At 38.2% G+C, this 19,469-nt stretch carries 14 protein-coding genes and 1 tRNA gene; 12 read left to right on the top strand and 3 right to left on the bottom strand.

Features of this window, described 5'->3' with window-relative positions; translation table 11 throughout:
- Positions 1-59: 59 nt before the first annotated feature.
- From BUA71_RS05045 to BUA71_RS05020, 5 genes are all read left to right on the top strand, one after another.
- Complete coding sequence (locus tag BUA71_RS05045; RefSeq protein WP_072877370.1) at positions 60-3,395, top strand: type ISP restriction/modification enzyme; 3,336 nt, start codon at positions 60-62, stop codon at positions 3,393-3,395.
- Between the two features lie 139 nt (positions 3,396-3,534).
- Positions 3,535-4,107 (top strand): ATPase, encoded by a 573-nt coding sequence (locus tag BUA71_RS05040; RefSeq protein ID WP_072877368.1) that lies wholly within the window; start codon positions 3,535-3,537, stop codon positions 4,105-4,107.
- The gene (locus BUA71_RS05035; RefSeq protein WP_072877366.1) at positions 4,100-4,288 is read left to right on the top strand and encodes a hypothetical protein; all 189 of its coding nucleotides are present in this window, start codon (positions 4,100-4,102) and stop codon (positions 4,286-4,288) included. Before BUA71_RS05040 ends, BUA71_RS05035 begins: the two co-directional genes overlap by 8 nt.
- A gap of 448 nt (positions 4,289-4,736) precedes the next feature.
- The gene (locus BUA71_RS05030; RefSeq protein ID WP_139277061.1) at positions 4,737-5,261 is read left to right on the top strand and encodes a hypothetical protein; all 525 of its coding nucleotides are present in this window, start codon (positions 4,737-4,739) and stop codon (positions 5,259-5,261) included.
- A 525-nt stretch (positions 5,262-5,786) separates the two neighbouring features.
- The gene (locus BUA71_RS05020) at positions 5,787-6,140 is read left to right on the top strand and encodes a type II toxin-antitoxin system HicB family antitoxin (protein ID WP_072877362.1); all 354 of its coding nucleotides are present in this window, start codon (positions 5,787-5,789) and stop codon (positions 6,138-6,140) included.
- Positions 6,141-6,225: 85 nt separating this feature from the next.
- Here BUA71_RS05020 and BUA71_RS05015 read toward each other — a convergent pair.
- Positions 6,226-6,298: transfer RNA gene (locus tag BUA71_RS05015), tRNA-Gln, on the bottom strand.
- 391 nt (positions 6,299-6,689) lie between these two features.
- Here BUA71_RS05015 and BUA71_RS05010 point away from each other — a divergent pair.
- The 4 genes from BUA71_RS05010 to BUA71_RS04995 all read left to right on the top strand — a co-directional run bounded on the left by BUA71_RS05010 (position 6,690) and on the right by BUA71_RS04995 (position 11,567).
- Entirely contained in the window at positions 6,690-9,986 is a 3,297-nt protein-coding gene (locus BUA71_RS05010) for a glycosyltransferase family 117 protein (protein WP_072877361.1), read from the top strand.
- Positions 9,987-10,128: 142 nt separating this feature from the next.
- A complete protein-coding gene (locus BUA71_RS05005; protein WP_072877359.1) occupies positions 10,129-10,851 on the top strand; it encodes a polysaccharide deacetylase family protein in 723 nt (240 codons plus the stop codon).
- 202 nt (positions 10,852-11,053) lie between these two features.
- The gene (locus tag BUA71_RS05000) at positions 11,054-11,281 is read left to right on the top strand and encodes an addiction module protein (RefSeq protein WP_072877357.1); all 228 of its coding nucleotides are present in this window, start codon (positions 11,054-11,056) and stop codon (positions 11,279-11,281) included.
- Entirely contained in the window at positions 11,262-11,567 is a 306-nt protein-coding gene (locus tag BUA71_RS04995) for a type II toxin-antitoxin system RelE/ParE family toxin (RefSeq protein ID WP_072877355.1), read from the top strand. Before BUA71_RS05000 ends, BUA71_RS04995 begins: the two co-directional genes overlap by 20 nt.
- Before the next feature lie 208 nt (positions 11,568-11,775).
- On the opposite strand, the gene BUA71_RS04990 is transcribed toward BUA71_RS04995, so the two are convergent.
- Together BUA71_RS04990 and BUA71_RS04985 are read right to left on the bottom strand one after the other, a co-directional pair.
- Complete coding sequence (locus tag BUA71_RS04990; protein ID WP_072877353.1) at positions 11,776-12,072, bottom strand: thioredoxin family protein; 297 nt, start codon at positions 12,070-12,072, stop codon at positions 11,776-11,778.
- Between the two features lie 77 nt (positions 12,073-12,149).
- Positions 12,150-13,376, bottom strand: coding sequence for a metallophosphoesterase (locus BUA71_RS04985; protein ID WP_072877351.1), 1,227 nt, complete (start codon positions 13,374-13,376; stop codon positions 12,150-12,152).
- 262 nt (positions 13,377-13,638) lie between these two features.
- Here BUA71_RS04985 and BUA71_RS04980 point away from each other — a divergent pair, with 262 nt between their 5' ends.
- From BUA71_RS04980 to polA, 3 genes are all read left to right on the top strand, one after another.
- A complete protein-coding gene (locus BUA71_RS04980) occupies positions 13,639-14,610 on the top strand; it encodes a glycosylasparaginase (protein WP_072877349.1) in 972 nt (323 codons plus the stop codon).
- A complete protein-coding gene (locus tag BUA71_RS04975; protein ID WP_072877347.1) occupies positions 14,611-15,921 on the top strand; it encodes a sugar MFS transporter in 1,311 nt (436 codons plus the stop codon).
- 524 nt (positions 15,922-16,445) lie between these two features.
- Positions 16,446-19,274: a DNA polymerase I gene (polA, locus tag BUA71_RS04970; RefSeq protein ID WP_072877345.1), complete on the top strand. Its 2,829-nt coding sequence runs from the start codon at positions 16,446-16,448 to the stop codon at positions 19,272-19,274.
- The last annotated feature ends 195 nt before the right edge of the window (positions 19,275-19,469 follow it).

The raw sequence follows: 19,469 nt of genomic DNA, 5'->3' as shown, positions 1-19,469 counted from the left end.
TAAGTGTGCTATTTAATTTATCTTCACTTTTCTTTTCAAAAGCCTGAACATTTACATAAATGACAATACATAATTACCTGGAGATCGTAAATTCACGTTACACCTCTGGAATTTCCCGCGAACACTCTTATAGAGGTGACTTTGAGAATCTACTACGTTCAATCTTAATTGATATTGATGTTACCAATGAACCCGCAAATGTAACCGACTGTGGGAACCCCGATTATGTTTTGACCAACGGAAAAATCCCCATTGGCTATATTGAAGCAAAAGATGTTGGCAAAGACTTAAATTCCAAAACTTATAAAGAACAGTTTACACGTTACCGTAATGCCCTGGATAATTTAATTATTACCGATTATTTATGGTTTCAGTTTTTCCAAAATGGTGAGTTAGTCCACGAAATTGAAATTGCCGAAATTGAAAACGGAAAAATCATTCCGCTTCCTGAAAATTTTCAGCAGTTTGAAAATCTAATCAGGAACTTTTGCAGCTTTATTGGGCAAACCATTAAATCGGCTAAAAAATTGGCCGAAATGATGGCCGCTAAAGCCCGCTTGCTGCAAAATATTTTGGAAAATGCTATCACTTCCGATGAGAAAACGCAAGAAAACACCTCTCTACAAGGACAATTCAAGACCTTTAAAGAAATTCTTATCCACGATTTAACGCCCAAAGGTTTTGCCGATATCTATGCGCAAACTTTGGCCTACGGAATGTTCGCCGCCCGCTTACACGACCCCACGCTGCAAGATTTTAGTCGGCAGGAAGCCGCCGAACTTATCCCAAAATCAAATCCGTTTCTACGGAAATTGTTTGGCTATGTGGCCGGGCCCGATATTGACGAACGTATAAAACCCACCGTAGATAACCTGGCCGAAGTTTTTAGGGCGACCAATGTAGAGCAACTGCTAAAAAACTTCGGAAAAAGCACCCAAACCCAGGATGCCATTATTCATTTTTATGAAACCTTTTTGGCAGAATACGACCCGAAACTTAGAAAAGCACGCGGAGTTTGGTACACGCCAGAGCCTGTGGTGAAATTTATAGTGCGCGCGGTAGATGATGTGTTAAAAACAGAATTCAACCTGCCACAAGGCCTGGCCGACACCTCTAAAACCAAAATAAAGGTAAATACCGATGTAGCCGATAAACGTTCGGCCACCGGCTATAAACAAACCGAAAAAGAAGTTCATAAAGTTCAAATTCTCGACCCCGCCACGGGTACGGGCACATTTTTGGCCGAAGTGGTGAATTATATTTACAGCAAAAAGTTTAAGGCCATGCAGGGCGCGTGGAGCGGTTATGTAGAGCAACATTTAATTCCGCGGCTAAACGGCTTTGAATTGTTGATGGCTTCTTATGCGATGGCGCACCTAAAACTGGATATGCTTTTGCGCGAAACCGGGTACAAAGAGAACAGCGGCCAACGCTTAAATGTTTACCTCACCAATTCTTTGGAAGAACACCATAAAGACACCGGCACCCTATTTTCTAACTGGTTAAGTACCGAAGCCAACGACGCCAACCATATAAAACGCGATACGCCGGTGATGTGCGTAATTGGGAATCCGCCGTATTCTGGGGAAAGTGCCAATAAAGGGAAATGGGTAATGGATTTAATGGAAGATTATAAAAAAGAACCCGGCGGAAAAGAAAAATTAAAAGAACGGAATTCTAAATGGATCAACGACGATTACGTAAAATTTATGCGTTACGGCCAGCATTACATCGAAAAGAATGGCGAAGGAATTTTGGCCTTTATTAACCCGCACGGATTTTTAGATAACCCTACTTTCCGGGGAATGCGGTGGAATTTATTAAAAACCTACGATAAAATTTATACCATAGACCTGCACGGAAATTCCAAAAAGAAAGAAACCGCCCCCGATGGCGGGAAAGATGAAAACGTATTTGATATTCAACAAGGCGTTTCCATTAATATTTTGGTAAAAACCGGAAAGAAAAAACCCAATGAGCTCGGCGAAGTTTATCATTATGATTGCTTCGGAAAAAGAGATAAAAAGTATCAGTTTTTAAATGAAAATAATTTGGCCAAAATACCTTTTGTAGAACTCCCCAACAAAGCACCCAATTATTTTATGGTGCAAAAAGATTTTGAGGCACAAGAAAAGTTTAATGAAGGGTTTTCGATTAATGAATTATTTGTAAATAATAGTGTTGGCATCGTTACTGCGAGAGATAAATTCACCATTCACGATAACAAAAATGAATTAAAAAAAACTATTGAAGAATTTCTGAATTTAGATGATGAAGTCGCTCGTTTTAAATTCAATTTAGGTAAAGACGTAAGAGACTGGAAAATAAAATATGCTAAAGAGGATTTAATTTCAAATTATCCAGATCAAAGTAAGTTAGTTCAAATAAGTTACCGTCCATTTGATGCAAAATGGACATTTTATACCGGAAATTCAAAAGGTTTTCATTGTTATCCAAGATTTGAAGTAATGCACCATTTAATAGAGGAAAATGTAGGAATAATTTTTTCAAGGCAAGCAACAGCTGAAAATTGGACTTCAATTCAAATATCAAAAAATATGATAGATAATCGCTATCATTTTAGTTATAAGGGAATTCCACAACAAGCCCCACTTTACCTCTACCCCGAACCCACCGACCAACAAAGCACCGAAACAAAACCCGAACGCATTCCCAATCTAAACAAAGAAATCCTGGCGGAAATCGAAAAAAGTTTGGGATTGGAGTTTTTACCCGAAGAACCGCAAGAAGGCGAAGTTTGTTTTGCAGAAAGCAGCGAACTTCGAGATGATTTTAAAAGCTATTTTACGCCGCTTAATTTGTTAGATTATATTTACGCGGTTTTACATTCGCCCACCTACCGCGAAACCTATAAAGAATTTTTAAAAATAGATTTTCCACGGGTGCCTTTTCCAAAAGACCAGCAGGAGTTTTGGCAGTTGGTAACATTGGGCGGCGAACTGCGCAAAATTCATTTACTGGAAAGCCCAAAAACCGAAGATTTTATTACCACCTATCCCGTAGACGGCGATAATATTATCACCAGAAAAATCACAAAAACCAGCCCCGGTTTTGAGTTAAACCCCAATGTCAGTTCGAGCGCAGTCGAGAACCAGAGCGCAGTCGAGAGAAACTTCCCCCCTTCGGGGGGATTAGAGGGGGGCCTGGGGGGCTTTGGCCGCGTTTGGATAAACGACACTCAATATTTTGATAAAGTACCCAAAATTGCCTGGGAATTTTACATTGGCGGTTACCAACCCGCGCAAAAATGGCTAAAAGACCGCAAAGGCCGGGAATTAAAATTTGAGGACATTCTGCACTACCAAAAAATAATAGTCGCCCTCACCGAAACCGATAGGTTGATGAAGGAGATTGATAAGGTTGAAATTGTGTGATTATGCATCAAAAAAGGTACTACATATATTGTGATGAGTGGCCATTATTCAAGAAAAGTAAACGAAGATAAATTTAATTTATATTTGCTGGGATTTGAATAAACAAACTCGGAGCATTCAAATCTTGATTATCGAGTAAATGAAAAAACTATATATCATAGCAGGATGCAACGGAGCCGGAAAAACGACCGCTTCCTATACTATTCTTCCTGAAATTTTAGGATGTGATGAATTTATTAACGCTGACGAAATCGCTAAAGGATTATCGCCCTTTAATCCCGAGAGAGCAGGAATTCAGGCAGGGAGATTAATGCTGCAAAGTATTAAAACCCTAATTAATTCAGAAAAAGATTTTGCATTTGAAACAACTTTATCAACCAGAAGCTATAAAAATTTTGTTATAGAAGCACAAAGAAAAGGTTTTTCGGTGACCCTACTTTTCTTTTGGCTAAGTTCTCAGAATCTTGCTATAAAACGTGTTGAGACAAGGGTAAAAGAAGGGGGACATAATATCCCAGAACATGTAATTCGTAGAAGATATGAGAATGGACTAAAGAATTTTTTCACTATCTTTAAAGAATTAGTCGACGATTGGATGTTCATTGATAATTCAGGAGAACCCTATCAAATTATTGCAGAAGGTGCAAAGAATGAGGATGAAATTGGAAATGCAGAAATTTGGAATAATTTAAATAAAAAATACAATGGATAGAAAAACCGAATTAAAAGAGAAGCGCAAAAAAATAGTTGCAGGACTTGAGGAAACATATCAAAAATTAGTGGAATATAAACGTTATAAGAAAAGTCCGTTAATTATAGCAAAGAACGGAGAAGTACTGGAAATAGCACCAGAAGAAATACTACCCACAACCCCCTATATAACAAACAGCTAAGGCATTTCTAATTCGAAAATTTTGATGATTCTGGAAGGTTTCCAATGTTCATTTTGGAATTTTAGAGAGGAGAGCAAGGGCTAAGATTTCTTAGGCTGCGTCCAAAAAGAAACCAGAACTTTTCAATATATCGCCTTCTAAAACTGCGAAACTTATATCTTTCTCACAAAACAACCAGGTTTTTTTAAATTTTATATGAAAATTGGATATATATTAAACTTTCTATCTAATTTTAATATTTCATTAAGAATCTAATTTCCCTGCCAATTTATCTTTTTCAATGAGAAATAAATCTTCTTTAGTTTTAGTGCTGCTTACTATTTTTCTTTTTATATTTAATTTAATTTTACTTTATTTTTTCGGTGAGAAGCTTAACAGATGGTCGGGGTTTATTAGTATTTTCTTGTTTTTCATTTATTTTTTATCGCAGCCGGTCGGGTCTAGAAAAATGTTGGTTTTTTTTATTAGCTACCTAATAGGGGATTTTCTGCTTATTTTTTATGAAAATCCAGACCTTAGGAATATAGCATTTGGTTTTAGGGCAATTTCATTTTTAGTTTTAGCTGCTATGGTTTTTAAACGCATGCAAAACCTAAAACTGGATTTTTCTGGAATACTTGTGCTTGTTATTGCCTGTTCCGTTAACTTTTACCTGCTACATGTACTCATAGATATTACACCCAATACTCCGGGCCTTGATACTTTTGAGTTTATATTTTACGCCTACGGTTTAAGCGTGATTTTAAGTGTGGTGGCTTCAATTTCCTACCAAATGAGATATGCCAGCAAAGCTTCATTTTTTTTCGTAGTAGGGGTAATAAGTCTGGTGTTATCTAAATTAAGCTACTATATTGGTTATTACCTGGAATACAACTATTTCTTTCTTGCGTTTGTGTTTTTTGAGATTATTGGATTAGCTTGTCTTTTAAACTACCTACAAAAAAAGCCAGTTGAAAGCACCTCCCTTATTTAACTAAATCAAGAGCGCACTCGTTGCAGATTCATATTTGTTTGAATCTCGATGCGATTCATCCTTAGTTAAGCTAATTAAAGGAGCTCCTTCCCTTTGAAGGGAAGGTGGCTACTTCTGCGATAGCGGATGAAGTCGGAAGGGTTGGATAGGTGATAGAATCTAATTGAAAGCAACCGATTTTCTAAGCTAAAATCCTGAATCTTTTCCAAAAGCAAAAGCAGATAATATTTTTTTGCAACTAAAATTTAGTTGCTTATATAAAAGTCATATATTTGTACATGTCTAAAATTGAAAAACTTGTTCAAAAATTCCAAAAGATCCCCACGGACTTAACCTGGGAGGAGTTTTCGAAAGTATTGAAACATTACGGGTATGTTGAGATTAAGAGAAAAGGTAAAACAGGAGGATCCAGGAGAAAGTTTATAAATAAAAAAGACAATGATATTATAATAGCCCATAACCCCATCCTCAAAATGTCGTGAAAAAATATATAATTGAACAGGTAATCGAAAAATTAGGTCTGTAATGAAGAATTATTTAGAATATAAGGGATATATAGGTACAGTTGAGTTTAGTGCCGATGATAAAGTTTTCTTTGGAAAAATACAGGGAATGAATGATTTAGTCCTTTTTGAAGGTGAATCTGTTTCTGAATTGGAAAATAGTTTTAAGGAATCTGTAGACGATTATCTGGAAACCTGCAAGGAATTAGGAAAAGAGCCCAACAAAGCTTTTAAGGGTAGTTTTAATGTGCGGGTAAATAAAAAAGTACACCAAAAGTTATTTATGCTCGCCGCTAAAAAAGGAATGAACTTAAATCAATTGGTCAATAAATCTTTGAATTTCACCGTTGAGAATGAGGAAGCGGTTTTAGAGTAAGAGAGCAAGGACTACCTTTAAACTTGCTAAAATTTCATCTAAAACAAAAAAACCGAACTGTTCTTACAATTCGGTTTTCTTTTTGTTGGCCTACTAGGGCTCGAACCTAGACTCTTCTGGACCAAAACCAGACGTGTTGCCAGTTACACCATAGGCCATTGCTGTAATGCGGATGCAAATTTAAAACAAACTTTCTATTGCGCAAACTTTTTATTGAAAAAATAAATGTTTTTTATTCTCCTAACTTCAGCTTTGTACTTTTTAGAAAATATAAAACTTCTCCTTCCTATACTGCCTATACATAGGAACAACCTCATATTGTATCGAATGACAGAGGTTCAGCATCTTACAAAATAAATCCTTTTAAAGCACGTTCTGTAAACATTCCTATATTTATTATTAAATTCGCCACTTGAGATTTAAAGCTTCAAACTTAAAGTAGTAGTTATAAATCTTAAATATCGAGTAATTATTTTTAGACAGATTGATCGTGATTTTGCCAAAACCTGCAAACTAAACTTTCAATAAGGGATTCAATTTTAGTAGAAAATGACAGATTTTAACTTTAAAAAGTGGAACAAAATATTAGGATGGCTGGTATTTTTAATTGCACTTACTACCTACACCCTCACTTTAGAACCTACTGCAAGTTTTTGGGACGCAGGGGAGTATATTGCCACTTCGGCAAACCTTGAAGTGGGTCACCCCCCGGGAGCTCCTTTTTATCAAATGTTGGGTGCCTTCTTTTCTATGTTTGCTCCCAGTGATTCCCAGGTTGCACTTATGGTGAATTTTATGTCTGGCCTGGCCAGTGCTTTCGCCATTTTGTTTATGTTTTGGTCTATTAGCCTGCTGGTATTGAAGATTGCCGGCCCCATTGAAAAACTTAAACCCGCAAATAAAATAGCTGTTTTGGGAAGTGCTCTAGTGGGTTCTTTAGCTTTTACCTTTACCGATAGTTTTTGGTTTAGTGCCGTAGAAGCGGAGGTTTATGCCATGGCAGCCTGTCTTATGGCACTTATGTTCTATTTAGGTTTACTATGGGAACGAGATATGTTTAAGCCGCGTGGTAACCGTTGGCTTATATTAATTTCACTGGTTATTGGACTTTCCTTTGGCGTACATTTTATGGGACTTCTCACCATCCCGGCTATAGGATTCCTGTATTTCTTTAAAAATTACGAAAAAGTTACTGTTAAGAATTTTATCGTTGCCAATATCGTAGTGGTTGCGGTGCTTATGTTTATTTTTAAACTCTTACTGCCTTATACGCTGACTTTCTTTGCGGCTTCAGAACTATTTTTCACCAACAGCCTGGGGCTTCCGTTTAATACGGGTACTGTAATAGCACTATTAGTCATCGTTGCTGCTTTTTATTATGCCCTAAATTACAGCCGAAAAAAAGAGTACTTTCAGCTTAACACTTTTTTCCTCTGTATTTTATTTATTCTAATTGGTTTTTCCAGTTGGGTGATGCTGCCTATACGTTCTAATGCGCCTACGGTGATAAACGAAAACAGCCCCGATAACGCCCGCGAATTGCTGGCTTATTACAACCGTGAACAATATGGGGAAACCCATCTTTTTTACGGTCCTCAGTTTTCTGAAATGTACGCCGGCCTGGATCCCAACAATCCATACACCGATGCTAAACCTAAATATGAAAAAGATGAGGAAGCCGGGAAATATATTATTGTAAACGATTATAAAAATGCCAAACAGAACCTGGACGATTCCCACAAAGCATTTTTGCCCCGTTTATGGAGTTCGCAACACGCAGCAAATTATATGGACTTTACCGGTCCCTTAGAATTTACCATTAAACCAGAATACCAGGGAGAAGAACGTCTAGTAAGTGCTGTTAACGAGTTTAAAAACCGCTACGCTGCCGGGGAACTGGACAATACCGATTATCATAGTTTCTTAAGACAATTTGGAAATTACCTTAATATAGAAAAACCATCATTTGGTTCTAATATCGCTTATTTACTCGAATATCAAATTGGTTACATGTATTGGCGTTATTTTATGTGGAATTTTGTTGGTCGCCAAAACGATATTCAGGGGAAATATACCGATATAGATGGAAACTGGCTTAGCGGAATAAAATTTATAGACGAAATGCGTCTCGCGCCACAGGACAACCTCCCCGATGATGTAAAAAACAACAAAGCGAGAAATACCTATTATTTCCTACCCCTAATTTTAGGATTAATCGGGCTCGTTTTTCAGTTTAAACGCGATAAAAATAATTTTTGGGTACTGCTGGTCTTCTTCTTATTTACCGGGATTGCCCTAAAAATCTACCTCAACGAAAGACCTTTTGAACCACGGGAGCGGGATTATGCCCTGGTAGGCTCTTTTTATGTTTTTGCAATCTGGATTGGTTTTGGAGTTTATGCCCTTTTCGATTGGGTTAAAAAATTCCTGACTCCAAAAATTGCCGGTCCCATTGTGATTGCTGCTTCCCTACTTGCTGTCCCGGTGTTATTAGCTTCAGAAAATTGGGACGATCACGACCGTAGCGGCAGGGATACTACCCTTACCATGGCCAAGATGTACCTGGATTCTGTAGATGAAAACGGAATTATCTTTACCATTGGGGACAACGATACCTTCGCTTTGTGGTATGTGCAACAAATTGAACATTACCGTACCGATGTGCGGGTAATAAACACGAGTTTATTTGCGACAGATTGGTATATAGACCAAATGAAACGCAAGGCTTTTGAAAGTGATCCTATCCCTTCACAATTTGAAAATAAAGATTATAACGGGGTAAATGATGCCGTCTTTGGAAGAGTGGTCACCCAGGATACCCTCCCCATAAAAACCTGGCTCAATTTTATTCAAAATGACGACCAGCGCACTAAAGCCGAGTTACAGAGCGGACAAATGGTAAATACTTTTCCTTCAAAAAATGTGCGAATTCCGGTTGATAAAGAAACAGTACTGGATCACGGGATTGTAGAACAGCGTTTTGCAGATCAAATCGTAGAAGATATTGTAATTAAAATAGATTCTGATGTGATTTATAAAAATACCCTAATGATGTTGGATATTATCGCCAATAACAATTGGGAACGCCCCATATATTTCTCTGGTGGAAGCTTTAAAGATGAAGATTTCCTCTGGATGAAAGAGTATTTGCAACTGGAAGGAGTTGCCTATAAACTGGTGCCTATCAAAACGCCAATAGATCCCAAAAGCCCTTATGATATGGGCCGAATTAACACCGATAAGATGTATGATATTGTGATGAATTGGGACTGGGGAAATATGGGCTCTTCAGAAATTTATCACGATACCGAAACGCGTAGAAACTCCATTACTTATCGCAGCAACCTGGCAAGATTGGTAGAGAGCTTGCTTAACGAGCAGGATACAGCCAGGGCGAAAAAAGTATTGGATGTAGCTATGGAAAATATGCCGGTAGAGCATTTTCAATATTATGCTTTGCTTGAACCCTATGTGAGCGGATATTATGAAGTTGGAGAACCGGAAAAAGCCCGGGAAATCTGGGAAAAGATTGCTACACATTACAAACAAAACCTGCAGTATTACAGCAGTTGGGATGTAGATAGGCAATATAAAAATGCCAATGAAATTATATCAAACATTGAACGTTACCGTGCCCTGGTTGACCTTTTGGTGATTCATCAGGATGAAGAAATCATTTCTGAAAAAGCCGATGAGTTTAACGAGCATCTTGAGCTTTTCCGTCATTTTTATGGGGAAGAAGAAGATATCACTCCGGAAGATCCCAGGCAGGAAGCAATTCCGGAAGGGTTAAACCAGGAAATAAACCAAGGAGGCAATTCCTTAAGAATAGATTCTTCGGAATAAAAACGCTGCGGTTAGCAAGTAAACCTGCGAGGTTTTCAAAACCTTGTAGGTTTATTTTTATCTATCCATCAAAACATAGAAAATCTCCAAAAATTAAAACCTACTATTTGCCAAATACCAGACAATAACATTATTTTTTCCCGTGAATCCATTTCTTGTAAAATATCCTTCTATCCTAAAGAAATTATATCCTGAAAGAATTACACGGCTAAATACCCCAAAAACACTCTACCTCACATTCGATGATGGTCCAATCCCCGAAATCACTCCCTGGGTTTTGAGGCAACTGAAGGAATATAAGGCTAAAGCCACGTTTTTTTGTATAGGTGATAATATTAGAAAACACAAAGATATTTTTAATCAGGTCATTGAACAGGGACATCGCATTGGCAACCACTCCTTTAATCATTTAAACGGCTGGAAAACCAATACTGATTTCTATGTTGAAAACGTGCTAAAAGCTGAAGAAGCAATTATTGAAAATAGAGCTCAGAAAAAAGAAAAAAGAGAGAAGAGCCAGGATTCAAGAAGTAAGAAACCAAACCCGCAACTCGCAACTTGCAACTCGCAACCCGCAACCCAAAACTCGAAACTCTTCCGTCCGCCTTACGGAAAAATCAAAAACTCCCAGGCTGCAAAACTTGTAAACCTGAATTACACTATAGTGATGTGGGATGTTTTAAGCGGCGATTTCGATAAAACTATTACTGCGGAAAAATGTTTCAACAATGTGATAAAACATACTAAAGAAGGAAGCACTATTGTTTTTCACGATAGCCAAAAAGCCTCGAAAAACCTTAAAGCAGTACTCCCCGAGGTTTTAGAATTTTATACTAAAAAAGGTTTTCAATTTGAGACACTATAAAAACCATCATACAAAGCTGAAAATTTTAGTTTTTTCAAATTTCTAGTCCTTCTTAACGTCCTCGAATCTTAAAAGCTTAATTCATCCCCTACTTGCAAGGGTTGGGAGCGTCATTATATGGTTAAATTGGCATAAGAACTACAATGCTTCAAAAATCGACAATCGCATTATAAATTAGTATCTTTGTCTAAAATGATTTAACATGGAAATTACAGTTAACATAAAGGAGCAGAGTAAAATAGCTACATTTCTTAATCTAATCAAAAAAATTGATTATGTTAAGATTGTTAGTGTAAAAGAAGAATCACAGGAGCTTCCAACCGAGCATAAGGATTTGCTTGATAAAAGACTACAAAGAATAGAAAACGGCGAAACGACTTTTAAGAGTTGGGACTTGATTAAAGAGAAATATGAAGACAAAGCCGTTTAGTATTGAATTATCGGATGAGGCAGAAGCTGACTTTGATAAATCATATAAATTTTATTCTGAGGACAGTCCAAAAGTTGCAGACACTTTCTTTAAACAAATTAAACTTGGTTTTGAGTATATCCAGCAAAACCCAAAATCTTTTCCAATTGCTCACAAAGATGTAAGAAAATATGTTGTAAAAAAGTTTCCGTTTGTGATTTACTATCTAATTGTTAATACAGTAATTCAAGTAATTGCGATTTTTCATTCAAGTAGAAATCCTGAAATATGGAATGAACGGATATAAAGTACGAGGGTACACACATTTTATATAAGTAATGGCAAGGAAGGTTATAAATATCATGATTTGTAGTCCGATCAAACGGCATAGTGGTTTGAAAGAAAACAAGCCCATGTGCCACTACTCATACCGTTCCTTCCCTTGAAAGAGAGGGTCGCTTCCTCCCCGGTAACAGAAGAAGTCGGAGGGGTTGATATTTAACTCTATACTATAGTTATAAATATTCCTTAAGAATACCAACCAGCGTAGCCGAAACTTGCTCCCCGCTTTGCCGCCATTTCATTTCGCCGGCTTTATAAATAATAAGCGTTGGCACAGTCTTTACGTGCAGGGCTTCCGCCAATTGTGAGTTTTTATCGATATCTATTTTAATCACTTTAACCTTGCTACCAAGTTTTGTGACCACGTCCCGCAACACCGGGTCCATCACTTTAGATTTTTCATTTCCTTCACTGTGAAAATTCAATAAAACCGGAATTTTTAAATCTATTAATTCCCCAAATTTTGACATATAGCTTTTCTTTAGATGAGCGTTTTTTTAAAACTTATTAGGAGCAATTCTTAATCAAATATAAGAAATTCAAAAATTTATGAGGGTCTGGAGCCTTTTTTGAGTTCTATTACACTAATTTCTGGCCAAATCCCCACTCTACCGGGAAAAGCCAAATAGCCAAATCCGCGGTTTACATTTATATAACGTCCAAATTCCTCATATATTCCAGCCCAGTTTTGATAACGGTATTTCGCCGGGCTCCATTTTAACCAACCGGGAATTTCAATTCCAAATTGCATTCCGTGAGTATGACCACTTAAGGTTAGGTGGTAATTGTTTTTATCTGTTTTAATTTTTTCTTGCCAATAGGAAGGATCGTGGCTAAGCAGGATTTTAAAATCTTTTTCGCTTAAACCTTTTCCGGCTTTATCCAGGTCACCGGCTTTTTTAAATCCGCCAGTACCCCAGTTTTCTACGCCAACCAAAGCAATTTTTTCTCCGTTTTTCTCAATAATCCGATGTTCGTTGAGCAGTAAGTCCCAGCCCATATTTGCGTGCGTTTGCTTCAGGGTGTTCAGGTTTTCTTTTTTTGCTTCCGCAGAACTCCATTTTTTATAATCACCATAATCGTGGTTTCCGAGGATAGAATAAACCCCGTCTTTGGCTTTTAATCCGCTAAACATCTCTGTCCAGTTGTTCATCTCCTTTGCTTCGTTATTCACCAAATCCCCCGTAAAAACGATCATATCACTTTCCTGCTCGTTCAGTAAATCCACACCATATTGAATTTTCTTTTTGTTATCGAAACTTCCGCTGTGAACATCACTTATTTGACTTACACGATAACCATCAAATGCAGCGGGCAGGTCTTCAAAATAAAGAGTATAGCGTAATACCCTAAAATTATAGCGCCCCTGGTACATGCCATATAAAACCGAAGCAAAAGGTATGGCCGCCAAACCCAGCGCCAACTGACTTACAAATTTACGACGCGATGGTAACGCAAAGGTATTTTGAGTGGTAAAGACTTTTCGGTAAGACGCTATACTTAAACGCACTAAATCTTCCCCGAACATAATTAGTAAGAGAAAAACCTTGAAAAGTATTATAGCCAGTAAGAAACCAAAGGCATAACTTCTCGCCCCAGTTAATACAGCTCCCTCTACCGGTTTCAACCATTGATAAAGGAAGTTTCCCAACACTACAGCAGTGATTAAAAAATAAATTCCCAACCACCAATAGCTGCGGGTAATAGTTTTTAAAGCCTGATAAGCGTAAATTTCTAACAGCAAGAAAAGGACGATGAATAGAATCCAGCGCATATTTTTTCTGCAAAGTTACTTTTAATCATTAGGTTAGCGATTTTGTTTAGGCATAATTTAACGCTTATAGAACCACCTATCTAATTCTTAACAACAGATTATTGATAGCCACCAGAAACTAAGACTGCTTACTACAAACTAGTGAAGTTAATCTAAATCACTTCCGTAAATAGTACGAAAATGGTCGTTTAGCTATTAAATTTGAATATCACTGCGATATAAACTACTTTTCAGGGATTTTTTAACCTTAAAAATCATCCACATGAAACGTAGAAATTTTATAAAAGCCGCTACGATTACCGGTGCCGGCGTGAGTTTTTTTCCCGCAGCCTGTAAAGTGAGCGCTGCAAATTTAAAAGATTACCAGAAACCCAATCCCATATGTGTGGCCACCTGGAATTTTCACGAAGCCAGTAAAACCGCAGGAGAATTACTTTATAATGGAATTCCTGCCTTAGATGCTGCTGAACAGGGCGTAAAGGTTGAAGAAGCAAACCTGTCTAATACCACCGTGGGAAACGGCGGAGCACCAGACCGTGACGGAAATGTAACTTTAGATGCTTCTATTATGGCACCCAATGGTGACTGCGGTAGTGTGGTTTATTTAAAAGAAATTGAACACCCTGTTTCTGTAGCGCGAAAAGTTATGGAGGAAACTCCGCATGTAATGCTGGCCGGGGAAGGTGCTTTACAGTTTGCTATTCAGCAGGGCTTTAAACGCCAAAATTTACTCACTAAAGAATCTGAAGAAGCCTGGAAAGAGTGGTTGAAGAAAAAAGAATACAAACCAATTATTAATATTGAAAATCACGACACTATTGGTATGCTGTGTATTGATGAAACCGGGGATATCGCCGGGGCATGTACCACCTCTGGCCTGGCCTATAAAATGAATGGTCGTGTGGGGGATTCCCCAATTATTGGCGCTGGTTTATATTTAGACAATGAAATTGGTGGTGCCGTAGCAACCGGAATGGGCGAGGCTATTGTAAAAAGTGTAGGCAGTTTTTTAATCGTAGAGCTCATGCGACAGGGCAAAACACCGCAGGAAGCCTGTGAAATTGCGGTACAGCGAATTGTTAAACAGCATAAGAATTACAAAGATTTCCAGGTAGCTTTCTTAGCTTTGGACAAAAATGGAAATGTAGGTTCCTACTGCATTCATCAGGGTTTTACCTACGTAAAATATCAGGATAAACAGAATACCAATATCCCAAGTAAATCTCATTTATAAATGGAACAGAAGAAATCATACCGCACCGCTTTTATTTTCGTAACCATACTTTTCTTTTTATGGGGATTTATTACCGTCTTAGTAGATTCTTTAATTCCAAGATTGCGCGAGGTATTTACACTTTCCTACTTCCAGGCAGGAATGGTACAATTTGCTTTCTTTGGAGCTTTTTTTTTACTTTCCATTCCGGCAGGTTATATTTTATCCAAGATCGGTTATAAAAAAGGAATCATTTTAGGTTTGAGCGCCATGGCGCTGGGTTGTCTTTTATTCTATCCGGCCGCATCTTATAGGGTATTTGGGATTTTCATGTTAGGGTATTTTACCCTGGCTGCGGGAATCACCGTATTACAGGTTGCCGCCAATCCCTATGTTACCATATTGGGGCCAGAAAAAACCGCTTCCAGTAGGTTAAACCTTTCACAGGCTTTTAACTCGTTGGGAACTTCTATTGCTCCTATTCTTGGCGCTTTTTTTATACTTCAGGATAAGGTAAAGACCACTGCTGAAATTGAGGCGCTGGATGCAACGGCGCAAAAAAGCTATTATGCTGCTGAAGCCTCTGCAGTGCAATTACCTTTTCTAGGCATAGCTGTCTTTATTGCCTTAATCGCGTTAGTTTTTTTCTTTGTAAAACTCCCTACCGTTAGTGATAAGAAAGCTTCCAACGATTATGGCCGGGTGTTGAAGAATAGAAATCTCGTTTTAGGAGCCATCGGACTTTTCTGTTATGTGGGAGCCGAAGTTTCCCTGGGTAGCTATATGGTGAATTATTTTTTAAACTTAGATCTTGCCAATGTGGTGAGAGAAACCTCTTTTATGCGCACCATAGCAGAGTGGGTTCTTTCAACCGGGGTTTCTGCCTCCAGTGACATGGCGGTAGTTGGAGTATTTGTCACCTTTTACTGGCTGGGCGCCATGGTTGGCCGTTTTATAGGGTCTTATTTAACTACCATATTTAATCCAGCCAAAGTGCTTAGTATTTTTGCGGTTGGCGCCATAGGAATGATCTTAATTTCCACCTTCTCGGTGGGGCTGGCAGCAATGTGGACTATTATTGCGGTGGGCTTGTTTAATTCTATTATGTTTCCAACTATCTTTAGTCTTGCATTAGATGGGCTGGGAGACGATAAAGCCCAGGGCTCCGGGATTTTATGTACTATGATTGTTGGTGGCGCTATTATCCCGCCGGCTTATGGTTTCCTTACAGATTCCTATAACTTTAATATCGCACTAATCCTGGTAATGGCTTGTTACGCCTATATTTTTTATTATGCCTATAGCAACAAGAGAAGACAGGTCAGTGTTTAAAATACTTATGCAATATTTTTCTTCGGAAGAATAAAATGGCTTTTTAAATAATTGTTAGGGATAAAACTGATTTTTTTTTAACTGATTAAATTCACCTAAATTACATCACATATCAACCCTTCCGACTCTTTCCGCTATCGCAAAAGAAGTCACCTTCCCTTCAAAGGGAAGGAGCGCTTTCAATTCGACTAAGTAACCCGATAAGCCTGCTCCCCTACTTGGCAAGGAGGGGATGATTTCAGCTTAGCTGAAGAAGGGGTGGTTGCGTTTTTTATTCCTCAAATTCAATTTATAGTTTCAAAAATTGTGATATTTTTCTGATTTTCAAGAAACTAAAGAATAAAATATTCCAAGTTTCATCAATTACAGCCCGTCGAAGCCCTGCCAATTAACTTAGTGCCTTTAAACGAATTTATTCTGTCCGCTCCCATCATTCTCCACTAACTTTTTAACCGGTCTTAAAGATGATATGCTAATATCTTTGTAGCTTTGGAACATTCAGAAAAAATAAATTCTCAAACACTATGTCTGCTAAAAAACGCCTGTTCCTTGTTGATGCCTATGCCTTAATTTTTAGAGGATATTATGCTTTTATTAAAAATCCGCGAATAAATTCCAAGGGATTTGACACTTCGGCTATTATGGGGTTTATGAACTCCCTGTTTGATGTTATTAGAAGGGAAAAACCAGATCATCTCGCAGTGTGTTTCGACAAGGAGGGCAGCAAAGTAAGAACAGAAATGTTTACCGAATACAAGGCCAATCGAGATGCCACACCAGAGCCTATTCGAGAGGGAATTCCTATTATTCAGGATATTCTCAAGGCTATGCACATCCCGGTGATAGAGATGGCAGGTTGTGAGGCCGATGATATCATTGGCACCCTCGCTCAACAGGCAGAAAAAGAGGATTACCAGGTTTTTATGGTTACACCAGACAAGGACTTTGCCCAATTGGTCACCGATAATATCTTTATGTACCGGCCGGCAAGAATGGGTAACGGGATAGAGATTTGGGGTATTCCAGAAGTTCAAAAAAGATTTGAAGTAGAACGCCCCGAACAGGTGATAGATTATTTGGGAATGATGGGTGATGCAGTAGATAACATTCCGGGGCTTCCCGGGGTTGGCGATAAAACAGCTAAAAAATTCCTCAAACAATTTGGAAGCATGGAGGAATTGCTCGCTAACACCGACCAGCTTAAGGGGAAAATGAAAGAAAAAGTGATTGCCAATGCCAAGCAAGGCATACTTTCTAAAGAACTGGCCACGATTATCACCGATATCCCTGTAAATTTTAATGCTGAAGATTACGAACTCTCCATGCCAGATTCTGAAAAAGTACAGGAAATCTTTGAAGAACTGGAATTTAGAAGGTTGAGAGATCAATTTATAAAACTGTTTAGCGGAGAGGAAGAACAACAAACCCAGGTTACCAATTCGCCAACCGCTAAAAAAGCTTCAGAAACGGCTGGTGCGGGTCAATTTTCTTTATTCTCTGGAGATAAAGGCAGTGAAATAACAGAAACTGAAGGCAGCAGAAAATCTTTGCAAGATACCGCGCACGTTTATCAAAGCCTAAACACCAAAATGGCTCGAGAACTATTTCTTCAGAATTTAATGAAGCAGGACAGCGTGTGCCTGGATACCGAAACCACCAGTTTAAACGCGCTGGAAGCTAAACTTGTAGGCATCGCTTTTTCCTGGGAAGCCGGGAAAGGTTTCTATTTGCCGTTTCCGGAAGATCAGCAGAAAGCCCAGGAACTTATCGAAGAATTAAGACCGTTTTTTGAAGATGAAAACATCGAAAAAATTGGACAGAACTTAAAATATGATATTAAGGTTTTAGCCAAATATAAAGTACAGATTAAAGGAAAACTATTTGATACCATGATCGCGCATTATTTGATAAACCCAGATATGCGCCACAATATGGATGTGCTGGCCGAAACTTATTTGAATTACACTCCACAACCTATTTCAGCATTAATCGGAAAAAAAGGCAAAAACCAAAAGTCTATGCGCGTGGTGCCTTTAGACCAACAAACCGAATATGGAGTAGAAGACGCCGATATTACCCTTCAGCTTAAAACATTCTTTCAGGAAGAGCTAAAAGAGGCTAAAACCCGAAAGTTGTTTGATGAAATTGAAATTCCGCTGGTTCGCGTTCTGGCAGCAATGGAACTGGAAGGTATTAAACTAGACAAAGATTTCTTAAAATCACTTTCCGAAGCATTAGAAAACGATATAAAAGTCCTGGAAGATAACATCTATAAAGAAGCGGGAGAAGAATTTAAAATTAGTTCGCCAAAACAATTAGGGCTTATTTTATTTGAAAAAATGGCGCTGGTTAAAAAGCCCAAGAAAACTAAAACGGGACAATATTCCACCAGTGAGGATGTACTTTCGGCACTGGTAAAAGAACATAAAATTGTTGAAGATGTACTTATGTTCCGCGCCCTGGTGAAATTACAAAACACTTATATAGATGCCCTGCCTAAACAAGTACAAAGAGCTACCGGCAGGATTCATACCGATTATATGCAAACCGTTGCCGCTACCGGTAGGTTGAGTTCCAATAATCCCAACCTGCAAAACATCCCAATTAGAACCGAGCGTGGCCGGCAGGTAAGAAAAGCTTTTGTGCCCCGTGATGAAAATCATATTATTCTCGCTGCCGATTATTCCCAGATAGAATTGCGCATTATCGCTGCTTTAAGTAAAGAGGAAAATATGATTAAGGCTTTTAAAGATGGAAAAGATATTCACGCTTCTACCGCTGCCCGGGTCTTTGAGGTAGATATTGATAAAGTAACCCGGGAACAAAGAAGCAATGCCAAGACGGTAAACTTCGGGATTATTTATGGAGTTTCTGCGTTTGGATTAAGCAATCAAACCAATTTATCCCGCGCCGAGTCTAAAGAACTGATAGATACTTATTATAAAACATACCCGAAACTCACCGGATTTATAAGCGATCAGGTGGCTTACGCCCGGGAACACGGTTATGTACAAACAGTTTTAGGCCGAAGGCGTTATTTAAAAGACATAAACTCCAGAAATGCGGTGGTGCGCGGCGCAGCAGAGCGTAATGCTGTAAATGCCCCAATACAGGGAAGTGCAGCCGATATTATTAAACTGGCAATGATTAATATTCACCAAAAACTTACTGAAGGAAAATTTAAAACTAAAATGCTACTCCAGGTACATGATGAGTTGGTTTTTGATGCTCACAAAGAAGAGCTTGAGGAGGTAAAAAAAATGATTAAGTATGAAATGGAAAACGCTTATAAATTAGACGTACCATTGGACATAGAAATGGGCGAGGGACAAAATTGGCTGGAAGCGCATTAAAGAGCAGTGAAAATAAAGATTAATTTTTACCAACAAATCTTATTAAAAAAAGCCTCGCAATATTAAACTTGCGAGGCTTCCTTATCTAACACTAAAAAAGTTCTTTATAATAAACAATTTCAATCCAGGGATACGAGATACGCACCCGATTTTTTTTTATTTCAACCAAGGTAAGCTTCGAGGAATTAAACCTCT

Origin of the sequence: Salegentibacter echinorum, from assembly GCF_900129445.1 — a bacterium.
Classification (GTDB): domain Bacteria; phylum Bacteroidota; class Bacteroidia; order Flavobacteriales; family Flavobacteriaceae; genus Salegentibacter; species Salegentibacter echinorum.
The sequence above is the reverse complement of the archived record's forward strand: the minus strand, read 5'-3'. Positions and strand labels throughout refer to the sequence as shown.

Excerpts from the sequence above, each read along its gene's own strand:
- BUA71_RS05045 (WP_072877370.1), top strand. The coding sequence starts at position 60 with ATGACAATACATAATTACCTGGAGATCGTAAATTCACGTTACACCTCT.
- BUA71_RS05040 (WP_072877368.1), top strand. The coding sequence starts at position 3,535 with ATGAAAAAACTATATATCATAGCAGGATGCAACGGAGCCGGAAAAACG.
- BUA71_RS05035 (WP_072877366.1), top strand. The coding sequence starts at position 4,100 with ATGGATAGAAAAACCGAATTAAAAGAGAAGCGCAAAAAAATAGTTGCA.
- BUA71_RS05030 (WP_139277061.1), top strand. The coding sequence starts at position 4,737 with ATGTTGGTTTTTTTTATTAGCTACCTAATAGGGGATTTTCTGCTTATT.
- BUA71_RS05020 (WP_072877362.1), top strand. The coding sequence starts at position 5,787 with ATGAAGAATTATTTAGAATATAAGGGATATATAGGTACAGTTGAGTTT.
- BUA71_RS05010 (WP_072877361.1), top strand. The coding sequence starts at position 6,690 with ATGACAGATTTTAACTTTAAAAAGTGGAACAAAATATTAGGATGGCTG.
- BUA71_RS05000 (WP_072877357.1), top strand. The coding sequence starts at position 11,054 with ATGGAAATTACAGTTAACATAAAGGAGCAGAGTAAAATAGCTACATTT.
- BUA71_RS04995 (WP_072877355.1), top strand. The coding sequence starts at position 11,262 with ATGAAGACAAAGCCGTTTAGTATTGAATTATCGGATGAGGCAGAAGCT.
- BUA71_RS04990 (WP_072877353.1), bottom strand. The coding sequence starts at position 12,072 with ATGTCAAAATTTGGGGAATTAATAGATTTAAAAATTCCGGTTTTATTG.
- BUA71_RS04985 (WP_072877351.1), bottom strand. The coding sequence starts at position 13,376 with ATGCGCTGGATTCTATTCATCGTCCTTTTCTTGCTGTTAGAAATTTAC.
- BUA71_RS04980 (WP_072877349.1), top strand. The coding sequence starts at position 13,639 with ATGAAACGTAGAAATTTTATAAAAGCCGCTACGATTACCGGTGCCGGC.
- BUA71_RS04975 (WP_072877347.1), top strand. The coding sequence starts at position 14,611 with ATGGAACAGAAGAAATCATACCGCACCGCTTTTATTTTCGTAACCATA.
- polA (WP_072877345.1), top strand. The coding sequence starts at position 16,446 with ATGTCTGCTAAAAAACGCCTGTTCCTTGTTGATGCCTATGCCTTAATT.